Source organism: Bacillus sp. FSL M7-1345, assembly GCF_038006985.1.
In the GTDB taxonomy this organism is placed as follows: Bacteria; Bacillota; Bacilli; order Bacillales; family Bacillaceae_G; genus Bacillus_A; species Bacillus_A cereus_U.
Window position 1 is genome coordinate 3,637,723 of sequence record NZ_JBBOWG010000001.1, and the last position, 21,756, is coordinate 3,659,478.

Here is a 21,756-nt window from a genome sequence, read left to right on the forward strand (position 1 = left end):
TTTAATGTCAAATCTCTTTTCATCTCCCTACAAATCCTTTTATAGAGAGATGAAAAGAGAAATGGGACGTAATGTCCCATTTTCATCCTTTCGTACCACCAGCTGTTAAACCAGAAATGAAGTATTTTTGTAATGATAGGAATAAAATCGAAATTGGTATTGCAATTAATACTGAACCCGCTGCAAACGTCGTAAATTCATTACCAAATTTTTTCGCTACCATTTCATATAATCCAACTGCTAAAGTGTAATTTTCCGGCGTGCGTAAAATAATACTTGCTAAAATGAAATCTGTAAATGGACCGATGAAAGTGAATAATGCTACAACCGCTACGATTGGCTTTGCAAGCGGCATAATGATTTGCCAAAAAATACGGAAGTGCCCTGCTCCATCCATGCGGGCTGACTCATCCAACTCTTTCGGAATCGTATCAAAATACCCTTTCATTAGCCAAGTATTCATTGGAATTGCTCCACCTACATAAATGAAAATTAATGCAAGATGTGTATCAATTAATCCTGTTAACTGCGCTAATACGTATAGTGCGATTAACGCTGCAAAGTTCGGAATCATTTGTAGAATTAAAAATGTTAATAAACCATTTTTTCTTCCGACAAAACGATATCTCGAAAATGCATAAGCAGTAAAGCTAATTGCTAACACAGAAAAAATCATCGTCATAACACTAACTTTTAACGTATTTTTATACCAAAGTAAGTACTTACTTGAATCAAGATCAAGTAGCTTACGATAATGATCTAACGTAGCATTTTTCGGAATAATGCTAGAACCAGACAAACTATCTCCTGGATTAAACGATGAACCAATAATCCATAGTAATGGATAGAAAATAATCGCACACATTATGAAGATAACCAAATAACTTAATGAAAGACGTAACATCTTTTGTCGTTTAATATTCATTTACATCATATCCTCTTCTTGGAATGATTTTGTTCTCTTAAATTGCCATAACGCAACTGTAATAACGATTAACGATAAAATCATTGTAAGAGCTGCTGCTTTTCCGTACTGCGCTGAAGTCATCGTTAACTTATAAATCCATGAAATTAAAATATCCGTTCCACCTGCATCTTGCCCCGCTACAGCAGGACCTCCGCCGTTAAATAGATAAATGATACTAAAGTTATTAAAGTTAAACGTATATTGTGTAATTAAAATTGGTGCTGTTGCGTATAAAACAAGTGGCAATGTAATTTTGCGGAACTGTTGCCAAGCAGTTGCTCCATCTACTGTAGCAGCTTCATATAATTCTCCTGGAATCGATTGCAATATACCTGTTGTCATTGCAAAAACGAATGGGAAACCGAGCCACGTTTGGATCATAATTAAAGCAATCTTCGCCCAAAACGGATCTGTCATCCAAGCAATCTTTTCAATCCCGAATAAAGCTAATACTTGATTATTAATTGCTCCAAATGTTTCATTAAACATACCCGAAAAGACAAGAATAGATACGAATGCTGGAACAGCCCACGGTAAAATGAAGATTGTTCGAATAATTGCCTTACCTTTAATACCAGGCTGATTTACGATAATCGCTAAGAAAATACCAAGTGCAACTTGTAATGTTGTTGCAACAAATGTCCAAATGACAGTCCAAGAAAATACACTTAAAAATGTCTCTCTCCACATTGGTAATGTGAAAATATCAATAAAGTTTTTAAAGCCCACCCAATCTACTAATTTAGCTGGAGGAGAGTGATATAAGTCATAGTTCGTAAATCCAATTAAGATTACAAAAATGATTGGAAATACAACTACAAAGATAAGTAATAGAAATCCTGGTGAAACCATTAAATATGGAAAACCTTGATCTAATAAGTTACGGTATTGCTCTTTTACTGAGTTTAATGGTGTTCCTATATCACGTTTCTTCCCATTTTGGTATGCATCATATAAGTTAAATCCATATATTCCAAGTCCGAACACTATGACGATAAGTGCCAAAATCCCTTCTACTAATAGAAAGACAGAATGGTCACGTGGAACTTCTGTACCGAGCGTTACAATTCCCCATAATCCAATATTTAACAAATCAGCAAATGCTACAATAAATGAACCTGTTAATACTAGAAGAATAAGACCTTTTACATATTGTTTATTATATATTTGGCCCATGCCTGGAATAATAGATAACATGGTCGCCATTTTCCTATGTTTCGAACCGTTCATATCTTTCATTGGTTCCATAGATGTTTGCATGTTCCTTCCCCCTTTTTTCTTCCTACTTGGAAGGGAGAGAATTCGTGCCTCTCATATTAGAGGCACGAATTTCACCTTATTTTTGCTTACTATGATTTGCCTCAATATTTCCTTTAATTTGTTTCACTGCACTATCAAGCGCGGCTTTTGGTGCCTCTTTATCTGTAACAACTAACTGAAGAGCGTCTCCAGCTGGTTTCCATACTTCTTGCATTTCTGGAATATTCGGCATTGGAATTCCATTTTCTGATTGAGTTGCAACTGCTTTTGCAGCTTCATTATCTTTAATAATTGGATCTTCCATTACTGATTTTACTGGAGGAATTTCTTTTGTCTTCTCAAATCTAATTTTTGCGTTTTCTTCGTTCGTTACCCACTCAGTGAATTTTGTAGCTAAATCATTTTGTTTAGAGAAGCTTGTTACATGCCATCCTTTTACCCCAACAAATGTTTTCATCGGTTGACCATTTGGTAATTTCGGCATTGGAGCAACACCATAATCAATTCCGTTCTTTTCCATCGCTTGGAACGCCCACGGTCCGTTCATAATAGATGCTGCTTTTCCTTCATTGAATAATCCATCAGCAGCCGGGCCACCAGATTCACCGATAATACCTTTCGGGAATAACTTTTCTTTGTACCATTTTTGAAGATATTCAGCACCCTGTACTGCTCCGCTATTATTTAATCCAACATCACTTGCATTTGGCTTTCCGTCTTTCTCACCAAATACATATCCGCCCATACCTGCCATAAACGCGTTAGCAAAGTAGAAGTTATCTCCTAATGTTAAAAATCCGTACTTGCCATCCTTCGTAAAGTCTTTTGAGAAGTTAAATAGCTCGTCCATCGTTTCTGGAGCTTTTTGCATTAATTTTTTATTGTAAATAAAAATTGGTGTTTCAATTGCTTTTGGTAAACCATATAATTTCCCGTTGTATGTTTGTGCCTTTATTGATAAGTCAGTAAATTTACTCTTCACAGCATCATCTGCTTTTACTTCAGAAAGTAAGCCTTCTGTTACTGCATTTCCGATTTGATCGTGTGGCAATGTTACAACATCTGGTCCCGTCCCCGCTGGTCCATCAAGACGTAACTTCTTCACTTGATCTGTCATTTGCATTTCAACAACTTTTACTTTTACTTTATATTTTTCCTCAAAGCTTTTCACTGCTGGTTCTAAACCAACACCTTTTTTATCATCTTCCCAAACGAGAAGATCATAGTCTTTCTTCGCTTTACTTTCCTCTTTTTTTCCTGAATCTTTCGGTCCACATGCAGATAACATGCCAATTGACAATGCTGAAATCGTTAATAGTGATAATGCTTTCTTCATCCCAAAAACCTCCCTAAATTGTCTATGTACCTCTTTAATTGAAAACGTTTGCATTTGATTGTTTAATAGAAGCGCAAACAATATCTAAATCTATGAAAACGTTTGCGCTATTTGTCTATCATTATACATCCTTTTATTCATTTTGCAAATATTAATTTTCAAAATAATCTTATCATACTCTTTATTCATTGACTTTACATAAAATGAATACTACTCTTATAAGCAATATTAAAGTTATGTGGAAAGCAATCGTTTGCAACATAATCTTTATTATTTCATTTACGGGAACTATATGTATAGAGATATTAAAGGGGGATTTTCTATATGCTTAAAGAAGCGATCTATCATAGGCCAAAAGATAATTATGCATACGCTTACGACGAAAAAACAATTCACATCCGAATACACACAAAAAGAGATGATGTTCACAGCGCCGCTCTCATCTACGGGGATCCGTACGAATGGCAGGACGGGAAATGGATTACAGCAAGTACACCAATGAAAAAAACCGGATCTACTGAGTTATTTGATTATTGGTCGGTTTCAATCAAACCGAAATTTAAACGCTTACGTTATGGATTCGAATTAAAAAACGACGTAGAAACTCTTATTTATACAGAAAGAGGATTTTTTTCTAATATTCCAAATGACGATGTCGGTAACTTTTTCTGCTTTCCATTCATTCATGCAAAAGACGTTTTCAGGGCACCATCCTGGATTAAAGACACAGTATGGTATCAAATTTTCCCGGAACGATTCGCTAACGGGGATAGCACATTAAATCCTGCAAACACCCTTCCTTGGGGAAGTACCGAACCAACTCCAACTAATTTTTTCGGCGGAGATTTTGCTGGTATTATTCAAAACCTTGATTACCTTGTGAAGCTTGGAATTTCCGGAATATATTTCACTCCTATTTTCAAAGCTCATTCGAATCATAAATATGACACAATTGATTACATGGAAATCGATCCACAATTTGGGACGAAAGAAACTTTCAAAGAACTCATTGAAGCGTGTCATAAACGTGGTATAAAAGTAATGCTCGATGCTGTTTTTAATCATAGCGGGTACTTCTTTGATAAATTTCAAGACGTGCTGGAACAAGGTGAAAATTCCGCCTATAAAGATTGGTTCCATATTCATGAATTTCCAATTATAACCGATCCACTTCCTAATTATGATACTTTCGCATTTACACCGTATATGCCTAAATTAAATACAGCACACCCAGATGTAAAAGAATATTTACTTGAAGTAGGGCGTTATTGGGTAAGAGAATTCAATATAGACGGTTGGCGCCTTGATGTAGCAAATGAAGTCGATCACAGTTTTTGGAGAGAATTCCGAAGTGAAATAAAAGCACTAAATCCTGAAGTATATATTTTAGGTGAAATTTGGCACGATGCACTCCCATGGCTACAAGGTGACCAATTTGATGCTGTAATGAGCTATCCTGTTACAAACGCTCTACTTTCTTACTTTGCTAACGAATCCATTCATGCAAGTGAATTTATGAAACAAATTACCGATTCTCTACATTCCTACTCTATGAATGTAAATGAAGCGGCATTTCATTTATTAGACAGTCATGACACACCTAGAATTTTAGCAACATGTAACGGGGATAAAAATAAGTTAAAGTTACTCTATGTATTTCACCTTTCTTTCATCGGTTCTCCTTGTATTTATTACGGCGATGAAATCGGTATGGATGGTGGAATGGACCCTGGCTGCCGCAAATGTATGATATGGGATGAAAAAGAACAAGATACTCTTTTATTTACACATATACAAACATTAATTTCATTACGGAAACAACATAAAGCATTTGGAGGAAATGGTACTTTTCAATTCATTGAGGCAAATGATGAACATAATTATATTTCTTATACAAAAACATATGAAGATGAAACTATCTTTTTCGTTTTAAATCCTACTAACAGTGAAGTTACAACTTCACTCCCTCTTCATATTACCAGGAAGAAAATAATTAACATTTATACAAACGAAGAATTTTCAGCGGAAGCAAGTGTATTACAAGTTACACTTCCACCGTATGGATTCTCTATTTTAAAATGGTAATAGTAAAAGCCTTATGCCAGGGTGGCATAAGGCTTTTTCTTATTTCAATTTAAATACCATTGCTTCATATGGTCGTAACGTAATGTTTTCTATCGATACATTTTCTACGTCATAATTGTATATTAATAACTCTGATTCACTATAAATAATATCCTCAGGCAATTCAAATACACATTCATCTGCAGTGAAGTTTGCAATCACCAGAAGCTTTTCTTCTTCATATGTTCTTACATAAGCAAAAATAGAAGGGTTATTTTCTAGTATTAAATCATATGTTCCATACACAACTATTTCATTGTTTTTGCGTAACTCAATCAATTTTTTATAGTAATAAAAAATCGATTCTTCGTCTTGGATTGCATGTTTCACATTAATCTCTTTGTAGTTAGGGTTTACCGCAATCCAAGGCTCACCCGTTGTGAATCCAGCATGTTCTCTATCATCCCACTGCATCGGGGTTCTAGCATTATCTCGGCCCTTTATATATATAGACTGCATCACTTTATCTATATCTTCGCCGCGCTCTATAACTTTTTCTTTATACATATTTAATGTTTCAATATCTCGATATTCATCAATCGATTCAAATCGAACATTGGTCATTCCGATTTCTTCTCCTTGATAAATATATGGTGTCCCTTTCATCATATGAAGCACTGTCGCTAACATTTTTGCTGATTCAGTATGATAAGCTCCATCATTACCAAAACGAGATACAACGCGAGGCTGGTCATGGTTATTCCAATAAAGGCTATTCCAGCCTGTTTGTTCTAATGCTTTTTGCCACTTTGTTAAATTTTGTTTCAAAGTAATAAGTGAGCATGGTTTTACATCCCATTTCCCACCTTCTCCAGAATCTAAATCCATATGTTCAAATTGGAATACCATTTGCAGTTCTTTTCTAGCTTCTCCTGTATACAATTTAGCTTCTTCTGTCGTTACACCAGGCATTTCCCCAACCGTCATAATGTCATACTGAGACAATACGTCTTCATTCATTTCATGCAAATACTTATGAATGTTCGGACCGTTCATAAAATGTTTATGCCCTGAAACATATCCTTCTTCATCCGTTTCAACAGCTGGTAAGCCATCTTCTTTAGAAATAAAATTAATAACATCCATACGGAACCCATCAATTCCTTTTTCTAACCAAAACTTCATCATGTCATAAACATCTTGTCTTACCTTTTCATTATCCCAGTTTAAATCTGGCTGTTTTTTAGAAAACAGATGCAAATAATATTCATCTGTCATTTCATCATATTGCCATGCAGAGCCACTAAATGCTGCTCCCCAGTTATTCGGCTCGTTCCCTTCATTTCCAGGACGCCATATATAATAGTCTCTATATTTATTTTCTTTTGATTTACGTGATTCAATAAACCAATTATGTTCATCTGAAGTATGATTAACAACTAAGTCCATCATAAGTCTCATATTACGTTTATGCATTTCATGTAATAGTTCATCCCAGTCTTCCATTGTTCCGAACTCATTCATAATTTTACAATAATCACTTATATCGTAACCATTATCATCGTTTGGAGATTCATAGACTGGTGATAACCAAATTACATCAATACCTAGTTCTTTTAAGTAATCTAGCTTTGAAAGAATACCACGAAGATCCCCTACGCCATCACCGTTACTATCCATAAAACTACGAGGATAAATTTGATATACTACACTTTCTTTCCACCATTGTTTTTCCATTATGCTACCCCATTTCATCTATACTATTGATTCTTTTTTCTTTTTTTCCAAGGCGCAAACGTTTTCATTACTGAATGATAACAGATTCTATCCAAATTTAAAATAGCGCTTACAATATTTATTTTCTTTTTCTGATAAAACATGTGGAACTTATTATATATTCATAGGAATAATGAAAACGTTTTATTTTTTTATAGTGTTTTTATTTCTTTTTTGGATCTATTCGTTTATAATAAATCCAAAGAAAACGTTTGCATAAACTTTCTAGGGGGAAATATCATGGCAGAACTTAAATTAGAAAATATTTATAAAATATATGATAATAACGTAACAGCCGTAACAGATTTTAATTTACACATTCAAGATAAAGAATTTATCGTATTCGTTGGTCCTTCTGGCTGTGGAAAATCTACAACACTACGAATGGTAGCTGGACTTGAAGATATTTCAAAAGGAGAATTTTCAATTGATGGTAAGCTAATGAACGATGTTCCTCCAAAAGATCGAGATATCGCAATGGTCTTCCAAAACTACGCTCTTTATCCACATATGAGTGTGTATGATAATATGGCATTTGGATTAAAACTTCGAAAAATACCGAAAGATGAAATCGACCGTCGAGTGAAACATGCAGCTCAAATTTTAGGGCTTGAACAATATTTAGATAGAAAACCGAAAGCTTTATCAGGTGGACAACGCCAACGTGTCGCATTAGGTAGAGCGATTGTTCGAGACGCTAAAGTCTTCTTAATGGATGAACCATTATCAAACTTAGACGCTAAACTACGTGTTGCAATGCGATCAGAAATTTCTAAATTACACCACCGCCTTGGTACAACGACAATTTATGTAACACATGATCAAACTGAGGCAATGACAATGGCTTCCCGTCTTGTTGTTATGAAAGACGGAAAAATCCAACAAATTGGAACTCCAAAAGAAGTATATGAAACACCTGAAAATATTTTCGTTGGTGGTTTTATCGGTTCACCCGCAATGAATTTCTTCCGTGGAAAATTAACTGAAACCGATTTCGTTATAGACAGTTCACTAAAGATTAAAGTATCTGAAGGAAAAATGAAGTTATTACGCGAACAAGGCTATGTAAATAAAGAAATTGTTTTAGGTATTCGTCCAGAAGATATTCATGATGAACTATTATTTTTAGAAGCTTCACAATCTACTACTTTCACAACAAAAATTGAAGTTGCAGAGTTGTTAGGGGCTGAATCCATTTTATATATGAAACTTGGAAATCAAGATTTTGCAGCACGTGTTGATGCAAGACATATCTTTTCACCTGGTGACCAAATTAACCTTGCTTTTGATATGAATAAAGCACATTTCTTTGATAGTCAAACCGAACAACGTATTCGCTAAGTATACATGCAAATACAACACCTTCTTTTTTAGGTAGAAAAGAGAACCTAGCCATGCATAGAAACGGTCAAATTCTCTTCCTACCCCGTGCCAAATTAAAACAAAGAAAATAGTGGGTACGAAATCACTTGTATTCTGTATAGTTTCTACTTATACGATAAGAAATTAGAATGGCTGAAAATACACACAAAAAAACCGTCCACATATATACTGAGGGCGGTTTTCCATTATTATACTAGGGCTTCTATTGTATGAAATGATTGTCCTCTCGTGCTAATAATACCGAAAACTGGTAAATCACTGAGCACCACTTCTTCTTGCTGTTTCATAAAAGATGACGTTAATTGTTTTATCTCTATCCAAACGTCATTAATACAAAGTACATTGGAATCGTTCTCTTGTTGGCGAGAAAAAATAGAATCTATTTTATACAGACCAGCATTTTGAAAAAGCATATCAACACGACTATATGCCTCCATAGCAAAACTGATAACACGTTGCCAATCTCCTTGTTTTCCCATATCGTAGGATACAAAAAGTGCCTCTCCGCCTAGATTCGTAATTTCCTCAGCTGTTGCTTGTCCACTTTCTTGATCAATGTCCGTCACAATTACTTTTGCGCCTTGCTTAGCCAACAAAAGAGCTGTACTACGTCCAATACCGATGCCACCACCAGTTACAATGGCAACCTTTCCTGCAAGCTTCATTTTCATTACCCCTTCTATAAGTCTTACCGTCATTCAGTATACTCTTTTATTAGATTAATCCGCAAGCAGGAAAAGTTAACTCGACAACTTGTAAGCGATTACTTGTTTGTTTCTTTTTTTTTCTTACTATTATACTGATCGAAGGTTAAACCAATAAAAATAAGAATTCCCCAAAATATTAAGCTACCTCCAGTCATTGCAAATCCCCCTTTGTTATATAACGATATTATTTATATCCATTATACCATTCTCTTAATTTTCAATCTATTCAAAACGGAAATAGGGTGTTTGAATTAGCTACCGCTTCTTTAAACATCCTTCAGTAATATGGAAGGTACTATATAGGAGATATCCTCCCTATATAATCAAATTTTTTACGAAATTAAAAATAAGACTTTTTATATACAAACAATAAAAAGTCTTATTTCATTAGTAGCACCTATAATTTAAATATTAATTATACAAGACTCATCACTTTCGTCTTTGCAATTAAATCATGGAAGCCACAATTATCTTTGCGGAATAACATCATATATACATTGCATATTAATGGAACTCCAAGTAATAATATGCTTGGTAATAATAATACCAAAAATCGTATTATTAATGTTTGTAACGTTAGTTTTTCACTTGTTAACGAGATTATTTTTGTTCTTGTTACCTTTTTACCAAGTGTAGAACCGTTCCAAAGAAAAGGTAACACAATAAAATTTATAGCCATTAATACGAAAACAAGTGTAAGGTCATATCTATAGTCACCTAAACTTATATTAAAACGATTGAAAATAGCACTATAGTTCCCGGTAATAATAGCTACTACTGCACCGTACGTAACTGAGATTAAAAACATGTCAATAAGGGAAGCACCTATGCGATTCATTACAAGCGCTGGACGATGCATCTTTAACTTCATTTTGTGTCGACTCCTTCATATCCTTCTTTACCCGTTTCATCGTACCACTTCTAAAAAACATTGTAAACTGGCGTTTCGCTTACTTTTCTTGTACAATGTGTTACAACAGCATTGTAAAGGAGGTTCCCATATTGAAAAGATGGATAATCCTATTTGCCGCACTCTTATTAACAGGTTGTACAGGCAATACAAACCATTTAACTTATACAATTAACGATGAATATGAACTCATACATACTTCTGGAGATGCATTTGAACTTTTCCCCTCTCAGGATGCTGTATATGCTACACAATACATCCCTGCAAAAATTACAGAAATTGCTTGGGACGATAAATACATTATCACAAAACAAATTGAGGAAAAATCAGATCCAAATAATCCTGACGCAGCAATTACAAATAAAAAAAGTGAACATTATTGGATTATCGATGTAAAGCATAATAAACGATTCGGTCCTTATAATGAAAAACAATTTAACGAGCAAAAAGATGCTTTTAAAATTACAGTACCTTTTCAAAGTGTAGATTCATATGTGAAAGAGCTAAAAAAACAGTCAGCATAACTTTTTATGCTGACTGTTTTCGTTTAAAGTACACACCTTACTTAGAAAATGAGATATTGAAAGTTTGTGGCTCTTTAACAGCTTCATGAGTATCTCCCACTGCTAAATCATCTGTTGTAAACTTAATATCCTTTACCTTCTCTTTTCCATCATCGAGTATTAAACCGATAATTCCTTCTCGTGTCTCACCAGGCTTATAATCTTCCCTTGATACACTCTTTGTGCCTACAAGTGTGTCTTCTTCATATAAAAAGTTTTGAGTCGCTACATTAAAATGCTGTTTGTCATTAATAATAACATCATTCATAGAGAAGAATTGCATGTTCTTATTTCCACTATTCTCTACCTTATATGTAATTTCAACATACCGAATCGTATCGCTAATCTCTGTTCCACTTAACGATGCATATAATTCAGCGTCTTCTTGACTCACTTTATCTCCTAATCTACGCTTTACTTCTTCAGGAGTTAATGCAGTATACACTTTCAATGTATTTTTTGCATCTTTGCTCATTTGTGATAATGAGATAACTTTAACGTCTTGTACGTGAATTTTCATTGGGGCTACTTCAAATGTCTGATTCACAGAATGAATCTGTTCTAATTCAAATGTCCCCCACCCTTTTTCTTTCACTTTTTGTCCTACTTTTTTAAGCTCACGCCCACCATACTCTTTTGTTTCTGGAATAGATTCTTTCTTCTTAGGTTCTGCCTTCTTTTCTTCTTGATGGAAGCAACCACTTAACATAAGAAGAAAACTACATAAAACAAAAATACTTTTCCATGCTTTCATCATTTAATTTCTCCTAACACTATCATTCATTAAAATATATTAGTCCCTTGATTTGTAAACTATAGAAACAATAAGAAGTCCACAAAACGAACTTGTCAGTCCAGATACTATTATACCTCCTATTTGGAAAATATGAAAATAGGGGTCTAATAACGCGTGCACGATAAATATAATGGCCGCCACAACGATAGATGAAGCCCAATATTTCTTTTTTTCCGAAGTTAAACTAGTATCTTGATCAGTTTCCCTCCTATATTTCCATAGTACATATATTAGTAATAGTAGACCAAAACATGTACTCCCATGCTGTAAAAATTTATACATCGGAATACTATATACTTCTTGCTGTAACAGCGGCATTTTCATAACAAAATAGCCTGTCTTATGGGTAAAAGCATCCCAAACGACATGCGTCACCATACCGAATAAAGCAGAATAGCAAAATACAAAAAAATCTTTCCGAGTATAAAGCCCCCACTTCTCATCTACTACATATTTATAGTAACTAGCAAAAGGCTTAGGTAAATGGGTTATAAATGGTCCTTTTAAAATACGATGATATGCATATGCTAATAAAAAAACGAGTGGTAAATTCAAATATAAGAAACCAGCCCATGTATGGCCAATAATACCGTATGGCCTAAAATGTAAAAAATATTCAAAATCAGGTGCCATACTACCTAATATAAGAGCCGTCACTGAAATATAACTAGAATGTTTCTTAGCAAAAGGGAGAACAGCTGCTGGATGTGCAAATGTAAACGGCATATTTTAACTGCTACAAAAAATATAGACAAATGTATATTCTTAGAGTATTCCTGCTTCTACGTGTCCTGTCTCGCCAATCACTCGCTACTACAGTTTGCTGTAACACTCCACAGGCGTAAATTCCGATGTAGCCCACCGTACATATATACAATCTATTCACGTTAGTATTGTATATTTTTTTGCTTGTAAAAGGTTGATTGACGCGTTCAAATCTCTATCCATTACATTTCCACAGTCACATATATATACTCGGTCAGATAGCTTTACATTCGCTTTCTTTTGACCGCAACATGAACATAGCTTTGAAGATGGATAGAACCTGCCTACTTGACGTAGTTCAATTCCATATTCCTCACATTTCGTCAATAACCATGTTTTAAATGTATAAAAGCACTGCTTAGTAACTGCTTTAGATAGATGTTTATTCTTCATCATACCTTTCACATTCAAATCTTCCACTGTAATAAACGTTGGCTTGGTTTTCGCCACATCATTTACAATAGACTTTACATACGCTAATCGAATATTTGCTAGCCTGGCATGTAGTTTTTGCACTCTAAGAATATTTTTATCTATATTCGCTCTTTTTTTAGTAACAGGTTGTTCACCTCTCTTTTTTATATTTTCAAATTTACGCGATAAAGAACGTTGCTCACGTCTTAACCGTTTTTCTATTTTTTTTACTTGTATTGTTTTGTTGATGTTTTCATGAACGATACCGTCGCTACGTATAGCGAAATCCTTCACCCCTAAATCAATACCTAAACCTGTTTGATTGAGAGGTGGCTTCTTTTCTGTTTCTTCCAATTCGCAAAGCACAGATACAAAATATCTTCCTGCTCTTTTACCTATCGTTCCACTTTTTACAATCGCGTTTTTGGGGATATACCCATATTCTTTTAACCTCATCCAACCAATCGTTGGGACTTTTACTCTATGTCTTTCTACTGTCCAATCTGTTTTGTTGTTTTTAGGAAAATAGCATTTCACATCTTGATTCTTCTTTTTCTTATAACATGGAAATCCAGATAAACCCTTAAAAAATCTTTTAAAAGCTTTATCTCCATTCATAATTGCCTGTTTTACCGCTTTACTAGATACCTTTTTAATCCATTGGCTACATTCTTTTGTATAGACATTGTTTAGCCATTTAGAAAAATCATATCCACTCAAAAACTTTCCCTCTGATTCATACATCTCTTTGTTTTTGGAGAGGTACAGATTGTAAACGTACCTACACACTCCAATTGTTTGATTAATCTTGGTTATTTGTTCATTTGTCGGTTTTATCTCTATAAAATATGCTCTTCTCATATCTCTTTATCCCTCGACATTTTTTATATTTTCTCAATCATATATCTCACGACTACATACATGAATGATAGATAGCAAATCTTGAACAAGTTCTTCTTGTGGAGAGCGTTTTTCATTTTTTTTGATTTCGATAAACAGTTAAAATAAAACACCTGGATTATCCCATCTTTCCAATGTTTCAATAGACATATGAATCATCCCCAAAAATTCTTTCAACATATACAAGTTCATAATTACATTTTAATACATATGTCTATGATGGTTTACTTTTTTGATTACTGTTTAATACTCCTCTTCCTATTTCCAATAGAATACATATTATCATAACGATATGAACAATCTCTATGCAATATTTATTTTCACATTGGAATATGATAGTTTAAATGTTATAATCCACATGAAATATTCAGAAAATAAGGGAGGATCACGTGTCGTTAACACTTGTCTTTTTTCTTGTTCTGTTTACCTTGTTTTTAAGTACATACATTGTCTTCTTTCTATGGAAGCACTTAAAAATTATAAAATATATGCCTGCTCTCTTTAGCTTTATGAGCGTTCTTTTCATTTTTATATGGAAGAGAATTACTTTCGGCTGGGAAGGTCTCGGTTTTGGCATGCTTCAATATACATTATTATTCGCAAGTTGTCTTACACTTGTATTCGCTGCTTTTTTAGAAACAAAATCCCTTATGAATTGAGGTTTATATATTGATTGACGTACCCTTTTTAAAAAGTGTCACATTAAAAAAAGAAGATATCCCTAGCTTTTCCGCATATCCTTACTGTTTACCCGCCATTCGAACATTACAATCGCTCCTTTTCCATCCAAATGTAACATTCATTATTGGAGAAAATGGAACGGGTAAATCAACATTACTCGAAGCGATTGCAGTTGCTTTAGGTTTTAATGCAGAAGGTGGAACGAAGAACTTCCGTTTTAACACGTACAATTCACATTCATCTTTACATGAATACATTCGAATTTCAAAAAGTTTTAATACCCCAAAAGACGGATTCTTTCTACGTGCTGAATCATTTTATAACGTCGCTTCTTATATTGATGAAATGGATGCTGATTCAGAAGCACGCGGAAATCCAGTTATTGACTCATATGGTGGTATCTCACTACACAAACAATCCCACGGCGAATCATTCTTCTCATTATTTATGAACCGCTTTTCAGGACAAGGTTTATACATTTTAGATGAGCCTGAGGCAGCATTATCCCCGATGAGACAACTTTCAATGCTCATTCGCATGCATGAGCTAGCTGAAAAAGGTTCACAATTTGTTATCGCAACGCATTCCCCCATTTTAATGGCTTATCCTGAATCTACTATATACTCTTTAACTCAAGAAGGGATTCACGAATCGACATTAGAAGAAACGGAGCATTATCAAACGACGAAACTTTTCTTTGAAAATCGCGATCGATTATTTCATCACTTATTTGAGTCATAAAAAAAGAGGCAGCAATCGCTGCCTCTTTTTTATAATGCTTCTATAAATAAAGCTACTCCAATACCGCCTCCAACGCATAGAGAGGCAATACCTTTCTCTAATCCACGTCTTTTTAATTCGTGAATTAAACTTACCGTAATACGAGCTCCTGTACAACCGATTGGATGTCCAAGTCCTACACCACTACCGTTTACATTCACTTTCTCACGGTCTAACCCTAACTCTTTCTCTACAGCTAGGTATTGTGCAGCGAAAGCTTCATTAATTTCAAGTAAATCTGCATCTTCTAATGACCAATCTACTTTTTCTAACCCTTTGCGAATTGCTGGTGCTGGTCCAATACCCATAATTTTCGGATCTACACCTGCTACTGAATATCCAACAATTCGAGCTAACGGTTGTAAACCTTTTTCTTTCGCCTTTTCTTCACTCATTAATACTAAAACGGCACTTCCGTCATTAAGACCAGATGAATTCCCTGCAGTTACTGATCCATCTTTACGGAAAGCTGGTTTTAATCCCGCTAACTTTTCAGCTGTAATATCTGCACGTGGATGTTCATCCTTCGAAAATACAACTTCTTTTCTACGTTCTTTTATCGAAATAGGAACAATTTGATCGTCAAAGTATCCAGACTCAATCGCTTGCAACGCTAATGTGTGGCTACGAAGCGCAACTTCATCTTGTTCCTCTCTTGTAATTTCATATTGTTCAACTAAATTTTCCGCTGTTTCACCCATCATAATATGGTGAATCGGATCTTCTAAAACTTCCCACACCGTATCACGAATTTCTCCGTGCTGTAGACGTTGTCCCCAGCGGTGTTGTTTTAATGCATAAGGGCTTGAGCTCATTGCCTCTACTCCACCTGCAACAACAATATCACTTACACCTAATTGAATTTGCATTGCAGCAGACATAATTGCTTGCATACCTGAAGAACATTGACGTTGAATTGTATAACCAGTAACTGTGTCAGGAAATCCTGCCGCTAATGCAGCTGTTCTTGCCGTATTTGCTTCATCAGTTCTTTGAATACAGTGACCTAAAATTACTTCATCAACTTCATGTGGCTCTACTCCGCCTCTTTTTACAGCTTCCTGAAGTACAGGAACAGCTAATTCTACTGGTGTTATATTTTTTAGTGCTCCTCCGAAAGTTCCAATTGGTGAACGAACTGCAGCTGTAATGACAACATTATGCATTTTGTACTTGCCCCTCTCTTATGTAACCTAGTAAGTTTTTAGGTGAAATTCCATAAGTTGTATGTCTACAATTATCATACTATAAACATACCAAAAAATCAAAATATTTAATATAATAAAAATAGAAGGAATTAACCTTCTATTCTGTCAATGCATATAAGAATTTTTGTAATATCTTCTCTGTCGTTTCATTCAATTTCGGTAACTTGTCTACTGGAAAATATTGAAGTTGTAACCCTTCATGATCGAGCTTTAATTCTCCGCTTACATGATGTGCCTGATACAGATGAATCACATTAAAAATTTCATCTCCATTTGGATAACGGAAATAAACTTCCTTTCCTGAAAGAACACCAAGAAATTGCATTATTTTTGCACTTAGCCCCGTCTCCTCGAATAATTCTCTACGAGCAGTTTCTTCTGTCGTTTCTCCCAGTTCCATTGCCCCGCCAGGCACACCCCAATCATATGTATCTGAACGATATTGAAGCAATACTTCTTGATTATCATTTAATATAATAATTGCTGATCCTACTAAAATAAGTGGTCTCGTACCAACTACTTTGCGTAACTCTTCAATATACCCCAATATGTAAACTCCCCTTTCCTCACCCTTCCTTATCATAACAAAATTCTCTTCCTTTTGTTGCTGTAATTTTCAATAAGAAAAGGAAGCTTCCGCTTCCTTTTTTTACCGTTATCCCGCTATTTGCGAGCAGTAAGACCCCTACCTCAAAATTCAGCGAAAGTAAAGAAGTTAGGTGGGGGTCGGGCTGCCCGTAAAAGCCCGATTGGTGAGGGCTAATAATCAGCGGGGGATGAAAAACCACCCCACTGATTAAAGTTTCACTTTATTTCTTAAAGCTTTCGTATTTTACAGCTTCAAAAGCTTCTTCAATTTCCTCATTGCTATAATGGACATATGTAAAACGCCCTAATTCTACTAATCTAGCTATTTCTTGTAACGCTTTATGCTGATCATATGTTTCTTCAATTGTAATATGTACATAAAACTTCATTAATGGATGTTCATATAAAGGTTCTCCCACCTCTACATATACACCTTCAACCCCTTGCACAACTCTTACATAGCTCGCAAATTGATACAGAGCTTCTCTGTCTGAAACGATTTTTAATGTATACATATATTCTCCCCCTTTTCTTTACTATATCAAAAAGATGACCATACTACGTTATAGAACTATGAAATTTTTTCGACTTGTAGTCTATATATTCGTGTAATAAACAAGGCGTTTATCCATACATAGGACCTTTTCCCCACATATATTATAGAAAGAATTTTTTCCTTTGAGGTGTTCCTTATGGATTCATACATTAATATATGTGTTTGCATTACTCCAGGCGCCGATATTTCTGACGACCGTATTGCAAAAGATTTAGCAGTTGCAGAATCAATTTGGCATCCCATTACATTTCAAATTAAAGAAGTAATTGTACTAAACGAGCTTTTCCGTTTTTCTAATCGGGAAATTAGTTATAAAAACTCCATTCAAAGTCAGGAAAAATTATCATCCTTTTTTCAAACTTGTGTTAACGAAGCTCCTGAATGTGACCTTTATATTTGTTATATTGGCAGTGATTATTTCAAAGAAACCGCAGTAATCGCTTGCGCTTACTCTCTAGCGAAACAACAACAAATTACTGGTTACATCGTTCTAACAAACTCAGCTGCTCCAATGAAAAATATATACACCCTCGCTCACGAAATTGGTCATATTTTATTCACAAGACGAATTCATGGAAAACTTACGCACGCAGATCCCCACTCTCCAACCGGTTCTGAACATCACCATTCACCATCGAACCTTATGTACCCTATAGTCCCTAGCCCTAATAAAGTTCACATCAATTCATTATTAACAAATGAACAAAAAGCGCTCTCTTTACAAAGTCCCTTATTACAAAGAAAAAAACAGTAACGATATTGTTACTGTTTAAAACAATATATTCCAATCAATAAACCAAATACCGGCTGCGAGAAATAAAAACATACAACTAAAAGTAAATGTAATCCCTCTAAAAATCCCAATATAATATTTCTTTGGAAATACTTTTTTGCATATCCAAAGCAGCCCTTTTCCTATTAAACCGAAAAACAAAACATATCCTGATGTATCATCTAATAAAGTATTAAAATATTCATCATGTATTCTTTTGGTGAAAGCAGTATAAATCCCTAAAATTGCTAATCCTAGAAACATAATAGTTAATATACATATAAATATATTTTGCATATTTGTACCCCACTTAATAGAAAATTCCGTTTGCTAATTATTTGCTCGTTACTTTCGTATCGTACAGCTAGTTTATACTTTTTCGCTCTTCAATTTTTAAATACCATCGCATTAATCCATATATACTTCCATACATAAGTAAAATCTTTGCAATTCCCCAAAATACATTTCTTTCTTCTAAGTCTTTAAATATAAACATAATTGCCAAAGGAACAATTAGCACCAAAACGCCCATCCAACCAAGAACATACACTTCTCCAATGAAAAGTAATAAAAAGATACTTGCTGCTAATATATATGTTTGTATTGTCGACAATTGCAAAATAGGTGTACCGTACCATTTATCAATAAACATCAATAATACTAATAATAAGATAGGAACCATTACTATTACGTAAATAATCCCAAACTCTACAAACTTATTTTTAAAAGAAGACATTCTAAAGGCAACAATTGTTCCAATAATCGTAATGATTAAGACGATAGGATAGCCAATTAACTGTATATTTGTTAGCGTAAATTGCTGATTCGGATTATTAAACAAAATATGTGTTAATATCCAGTACCCGCCAACCCCAATTATCATCGCAAGAATACTCTTTATACTCCCGCTTTTATCCTTCTCCATCTCTTTCGCCAATTCTTCCGCATACGCTTTTGGCGAATCACCAAATATGTCACTTACCGTCTTTCCCTCTTGCTCACCTTCTATTAAATGCAGTTCTGCATCCTCTAGAAAAGTATCCACATCTTCTTCTTTAATTCCCTTCGTTATTAAATACACTTTCGTATCGATTAAAAACTTTTCCCCTTCTTTAGAAACCTTCTTTAGAAACCTTCATTATAACCCCTCCCTTATTTAACCGTTTCTCTTCTATTCGCCTTCATCATAATTTCAAGGAAAATTAAAATAAATAAACTTCCATACAAGCATACAATTTGAAATAACATTGGCATAAGATCTTCCGATGTAAATGTTTTAAACACTAACATAATAGAAAGCGGAATAATTAAATATAAGTTTTTAAACCATCCTTCAAAATATATATTTATAGCTACCGTGAGGATAAAGATCCCTCCAGCTAATATATAACTTTGGACTAGAGTCAACGTAAACATCGTTGTAGGATATATCACATCTAGTATCGTAACTGCTCCTAATAAAAACATTGGCGCGATCATGACTAAAAACCACATGGAAAACCACGTTTTTGTAAGACTTGTTACAAATGTCATTTTACGAAGCAGAAAATTAGGACCCACAACAGCTAAAATCAATGTAAAACTATAGCCAATACACTGAATAAGCGAAATCTGTAAAATCCCATTATTAACTATTAAAATAGAAGCAATAATCCAAAGCGAAACGATATTCATTACCGTAAACCCAATTTGCTTCCACGTTTCCTGTCTATCCCTTTCCATCACTTTTACAAGTTCATTCGCGTATTCTTTCGGTGAACTTCCGAAAATATCTTCTACACTTTTCCCTTCACCCTCACCTTCTATTAAATGCAACTCTGCATCTTCTAAAAAGCTTTCAATATCGCTTTCTTTCACACTCTTTGCAGTTAAAAATAATCTCATATCCAATAAAAAATTTCGCGCTTCATTTGATAGCATTATTTTTTTCTCCCCTTCCCTTCAAGTAGACGCTCTACACTACTTTGCATCACTTCCCAGCGATCCATAAATTCATCCAGTGCTTCCTCGCCTTTTTCTGTTAATGTATAATATTTTCGCTTTGGACCTGATGGAGATTCCTTCATCACACTTGTTATTAATCCTTCCTTTTGCATTCGTATTAATAACGGATAAATACTTCCCTCACTCGCCATTGTGAAACCATATTTCGCTAGTTTTTCACTCATTTCATAACCATATATTTCACCTTCAGAAATAATAGCAAGTAAGCAACCTTCTAAAATCCCTTTTAGCATTTGACTTGTCGACATATTTCAAATCCTCCCACTATCTTGTTTTACAAGATAGATAAGCGTAAGTATCTTGCTTTACAAAATAGTATAGCAGAGACTATTTTGCAAAACAAGATAGCTAAATATATTTTTCCAAATGTTTGCAGGAATTTCATTATCACCTCTCTAAATAGAGCAATAAGAGAACTTTTATTATGAAGGAGTGTTTTTCATCATGGTTACAAATCGAGTTGTCTTTTTAACAGGTGCTGCGAGTGGTATTGGTTATGAAATGGGAAGTGCTTTCGCAAAAGAAGGTGCTAAAGTTGTCATTAGTGATCGCCTTGAAGATCGTGCAAAAGAAGCTGCTGAACAATTGCAAAAAGAAGGCTATCAAGCTATCGGTTTAAAATGTGACGTTACAGCTGAAGAAGAAATTGCAGCAGCAATTTCTCAAACAGTTACTCACTTCGGTTCATTAGACGTATTAATTAACAATGCAGGCATGCAACACGTCTCACCAATTGAAGATTTTCCAACGGATAAGTTCGAACTTCTTATTAAAATTATGCAAATTGCTCCATTTATTGCAACCAAGCTTGCCTTTCCTATTATGAAGAAACAAAAATATGGACGTATTATTAATATCGCTTCTATTAACGGCCTTGTCGGATTTGCTGGAAAAGCTGCTTATAATAGTGCGAAACATGGCGTAATCGGATTAACAAAAGTGGCTGCTTTAGAGGGAGCAACTCATGGAATTACTGTAAATGCTCTTTGTCCCGGATATGTTGATACTCCCCTTGTACGAAATCAACTACAAGATTTAGCAACTACACGAAATGTACCACTTGAAAATGTTTTAGAAGATATTATTTATCCTCTTGTACCGCAGAAGCGCTTGTTGCAAGTACAAGAAATTGCAGATTATGCTATGTTTTTAGCAAGTGAAAAGGCAAAAGGCATAACTGGTCAAGCTGTTGTTATCGATGGTGGATATACTGCTCAATAAAGTGAAACTTTAATCAGTGGGGGTTTTGTTCATCCCCCACTGATTATTAGCCTTCACCAATCGGACTTTTACGGGCAGTTAATGCGGGATAAAAAATAAAGTTTG

The 21,756-nt window shown here is 34.6% G+C and carries 23 protein-coding genes and 1 pseudogene; 7 read left to right on the plus strand and 17 right to left on the minus strand.

The genetic code is table 11. The features are described from left to right. Positions 1-82: 82 nt before the first annotated feature. From malD to MHB76_RS18880, 3 genes are all read right to left on the minus strand, one after another. The gene (gene malD, locus MHB76_RS18870; RefSeq protein ID WP_078172892.1) at positions 83-925 is read right to left on the minus strand and encodes a maltosaccharide ABC transporter permease MalD; all 843 of its coding nucleotides are present in this window, start codon (positions 923-925) and stop codon (positions 83-85) included. Then, the gene (malC, locus tag MHB76_RS18875) at positions 926-2,227 is read right to left on the minus strand and encodes a maltosaccharide ABC transporter permease MalC (protein ID WP_002160655.1); all 1,302 of its coding nucleotides are present in this window, start codon (positions 2,225-2,227) and stop codon (positions 926-928) included. Between the two features lie 76 nt (positions 2,228-2,303). Further along, complete coding sequence (locus MHB76_RS18880; RefSeq protein WP_078172891.1) at positions 2,304-3,563, minus strand: extracellular solute-binding protein; 1,260 nt, start codon at positions 3,561-3,563, stop codon at positions 2,304-2,306. Between the two features lie 324 nt (positions 3,564-3,887). Between MHB76_RS18880 and MHB76_RS18885 the strand changes: the two genes are divergently transcribed. After that, a complete protein-coding gene (locus tag MHB76_RS18885; protein WP_078172890.1) occupies positions 3,888-5,648 on the plus strand; it encodes an alpha-glycosidase in 1,761 nt (586 codons plus the stop codon). A 39-nt stretch (positions 5,649-5,687) separates the two neighbouring features. On the opposite strand, the gene MHB76_RS18890 is transcribed toward MHB76_RS18885, so the two are convergent. Continuing rightward, complete coding sequence (locus tag MHB76_RS18890) at positions 5,688-7,364, minus strand: glycoside hydrolase family 13 protein (protein WP_139358317.1); 1,677 nt, start codon at positions 7,362-7,364, stop codon at positions 5,688-5,690. A 279-nt stretch (positions 7,365-7,643) separates the two neighbouring features. Here MHB76_RS18890 and MHB76_RS18895 point away from each other — a divergent pair, with 279 nt between their 5' ends. Continuing rightward, positions 7,644-8,744, plus strand: a complete 1,101-nt coding sequence (locus tag MHB76_RS18895; RefSeq protein ID WP_002111551.1) for an ABC transporter ATP-binding protein — start codon at positions 7,644-7,646, stop codon at positions 8,742-8,744. A gap of 230 nt (positions 8,745-8,974) precedes the next feature. On the opposite strand, the gene MHB76_RS18900 is transcribed toward MHB76_RS18895, so the two are convergent. The 3 genes from MHB76_RS18900 to MHB76_RS18910 form a co-directional block, all read right to left on the minus strand. Continuing rightward, on the minus strand, positions 8,975-9,484 hold the full coding sequence (locus tag MHB76_RS18900; protein ID WP_033710801.1) for an SDR family NAD(P)-dependent oxidoreductase: 510 nt from the start codon (positions 9,482-9,484) through the stop codon (positions 8,975-8,977). Positions 9,485-9,549: 65 nt separating this feature from the next. Continuing rightward, on the minus strand, positions 9,550-9,648 hold the full coding sequence (locus tag MHB76_RS18905) for a hypothetical protein (protein WP_002145961.1): 99 nt from the start codon (positions 9,646-9,648) through the stop codon (positions 9,550-9,552). A 260-nt stretch (positions 9,649-9,908) separates the two neighbouring features. Continuing rightward, on the minus strand, positions 9,909-10,364 hold the full coding sequence (locus MHB76_RS18910) for an RDD family protein (protein ID WP_002014800.1): 456 nt from the start codon (positions 10,362-10,364) through the stop codon (positions 9,909-9,911). 131 nt (positions 10,365-10,495) lie between these two features. Here MHB76_RS18910 and MHB76_RS18915 point away from each other — a divergent pair, with 131 nt between their 5' ends. Continuing rightward, the gene (locus MHB76_RS18915) at positions 10,496-10,927 is read left to right on the plus strand and encodes a DUF3997 domain-containing protein (protein WP_002033805.1); all 432 of its coding nucleotides are present in this window, start codon (positions 10,496-10,498) and stop codon (positions 10,925-10,927) included. Positions 10,928-10,964: 37 nt separating this feature from the next. Here MHB76_RS18915 and MHB76_RS18920 read toward each other — a convergent pair whose 3' ends face one another. The 3 genes from MHB76_RS18920 to MHB76_RS18930 all read right to left on the minus strand — a co-directional run bounded on the left by MHB76_RS18920 (position 10,965) and on the right by MHB76_RS18930 (position 13,802). Then, positions 10,965-11,723 carry a hypothetical protein gene (locus tag MHB76_RS18920; RefSeq protein ID WP_016106063.1) on the minus strand — a complete coding sequence of 253 codons (759 nt, stop codon included), beginning with the start codon at positions 11,721-11,723 and terminating at the stop codon, positions 10,965-10,967. Between the two features lie 36 nt (positions 11,724-11,759). Next, positions 11,760-12,488, minus strand: a complete 729-nt coding sequence (locus MHB76_RS18925; protein WP_340987384.1) for a DUF4184 family protein — start codon at positions 12,486-12,488, stop codon at positions 11,760-11,762. Positions 12,489-12,644: 156 nt separating this feature from the next. After that, positions 12,645-13,802 (minus strand): RNA-guided endonuclease InsQ/TnpB family protein, encoded by a 1,158-nt coding sequence (locus MHB76_RS18930; RefSeq protein WP_016106065.1) that lies wholly within the window; start codon positions 13,800-13,802, stop codon positions 12,645-12,647. A 428-nt stretch (positions 13,803-14,230) separates the two neighbouring features. Between MHB76_RS18930 and MHB76_RS18940 the strand changes: the two genes are divergently transcribed. Both MHB76_RS18940 and MHB76_RS18945 read left to right on the plus strand, forming a co-directional pair. After that, positions 14,231-14,500 (plus strand): hypothetical protein, encoded by a 270-nt coding sequence (locus MHB76_RS18940; RefSeq protein WP_016106066.1) that lies wholly within the window; start codon positions 14,231-14,233, stop codon positions 14,498-14,500. A 10-nt stretch (positions 14,501-14,510) separates the two neighbouring features. Next, complete coding sequence (locus MHB76_RS18945) at positions 14,511-15,263, plus strand: AAA family ATPase (RefSeq protein ID WP_002199470.1); 753 nt, start codon at positions 14,511-14,513, stop codon at positions 15,261-15,263. 29 nt (positions 15,264-15,292) lie between these two features. Here the strand turns inward: MHB76_RS18945 and MHB76_RS18950 are convergent, their stop codons facing one another. The 3 genes from MHB76_RS18950 to MHB76_RS18960 form a co-directional block, all read right to left on the minus strand. Then, entirely contained in the window at positions 15,293-16,468 is a 1,176-nt protein-coding gene (locus MHB76_RS18950; protein ID WP_002199469.1) for an acetyl-CoA C-acetyltransferase, read from the minus strand. A 139-nt stretch (positions 16,469-16,607) separates the two neighbouring features. Then, positions 16,608-17,057, minus strand: a complete 450-nt coding sequence (locus MHB76_RS18955; RefSeq protein ID WP_002145954.1) for an NUDIX hydrolase — start codon at positions 17,055-17,057, stop codon at positions 16,608-16,610. A 262-nt stretch (positions 17,058-17,319) separates the two neighbouring features. Next, positions 17,320-17,613 (minus strand): DUF3928 family protein, encoded by a 294-nt coding sequence (locus MHB76_RS18960; protein WP_002160644.1) that lies wholly within the window; start codon positions 17,611-17,613, stop codon positions 17,320-17,322. Positions 17,614-17,790: 177 nt separating this feature from the next. Here MHB76_RS18960 and MHB76_RS18965 point away from each other — a divergent pair, with 177 nt between their 5' ends. Beyond that, the gene (locus tag MHB76_RS18965; RefSeq protein WP_078172887.1) at positions 17,791-18,408 is read left to right on the plus strand and encodes an ImmA/IrrE family metallo-endopeptidase; all 618 of its coding nucleotides are present in this window, start codon (positions 17,791-17,793) and stop codon (positions 18,406-18,408) included. A gap of 15 nt (positions 18,409-18,423) precedes the next feature. Here MHB76_RS18965 and MHB76_RS18970 read toward each other — a convergent pair whose 3' ends face one another. The 4 genes and pseudogenes from MHB76_RS18970 to MHB76_RS18985 all read right to left on the minus strand — a co-directional run bounded on the left by MHB76_RS18970 (position 18,424) and on the right by MHB76_RS18985 (position 20,678). Then, the gene (locus tag MHB76_RS18970; protein WP_078172886.1) at positions 18,424-18,723 is read right to left on the minus strand and encodes a DNA-binding protein; all 300 of its coding nucleotides are present in this window, start codon (positions 18,721-18,723) and stop codon (positions 18,424-18,426) included. 67 nt (positions 18,724-18,790) lie between these two features. Continuing rightward, a pseudogene (locus MHB76_RS18975) lies at positions 18,791-19,549 on the minus strand (DUF1129 domain-containing protein); the annotation flags it as partial. A gap of 29 nt (positions 19,550-19,578) precedes the next feature. Beyond that, on the minus strand, positions 19,579-20,346 hold the full coding sequence (locus MHB76_RS18980; RefSeq protein WP_078172884.1) for a DUF1129 domain-containing protein: 768 nt from the start codon (positions 20,344-20,346) through the stop codon (positions 19,579-19,581). Further along, positions 20,346-20,678, minus strand: a complete 333-nt coding sequence (locus MHB76_RS18985) for a PadR family transcriptional regulator (RefSeq protein ID WP_000107983.1) — start codon at positions 20,676-20,678, stop codon at positions 20,346-20,348. Before MHB76_RS18985 ends, MHB76_RS18980 begins: the two co-directional genes overlap by 1 nt. A gap of 196 nt (positions 20,679-20,874) precedes the next feature. Between MHB76_RS18985 and MHB76_RS18990 the strand changes: the two genes are divergently transcribed. Continuing rightward, entirely contained in the window at positions 20,875-21,651 is a 777-nt protein-coding gene (locus tag MHB76_RS18990; RefSeq protein ID WP_078172883.1) for a 3-hydroxybutyrate dehydrogenase, read from the plus strand. The last annotated feature ends 105 nt before the right edge of the window (positions 21,652-21,756 follow it).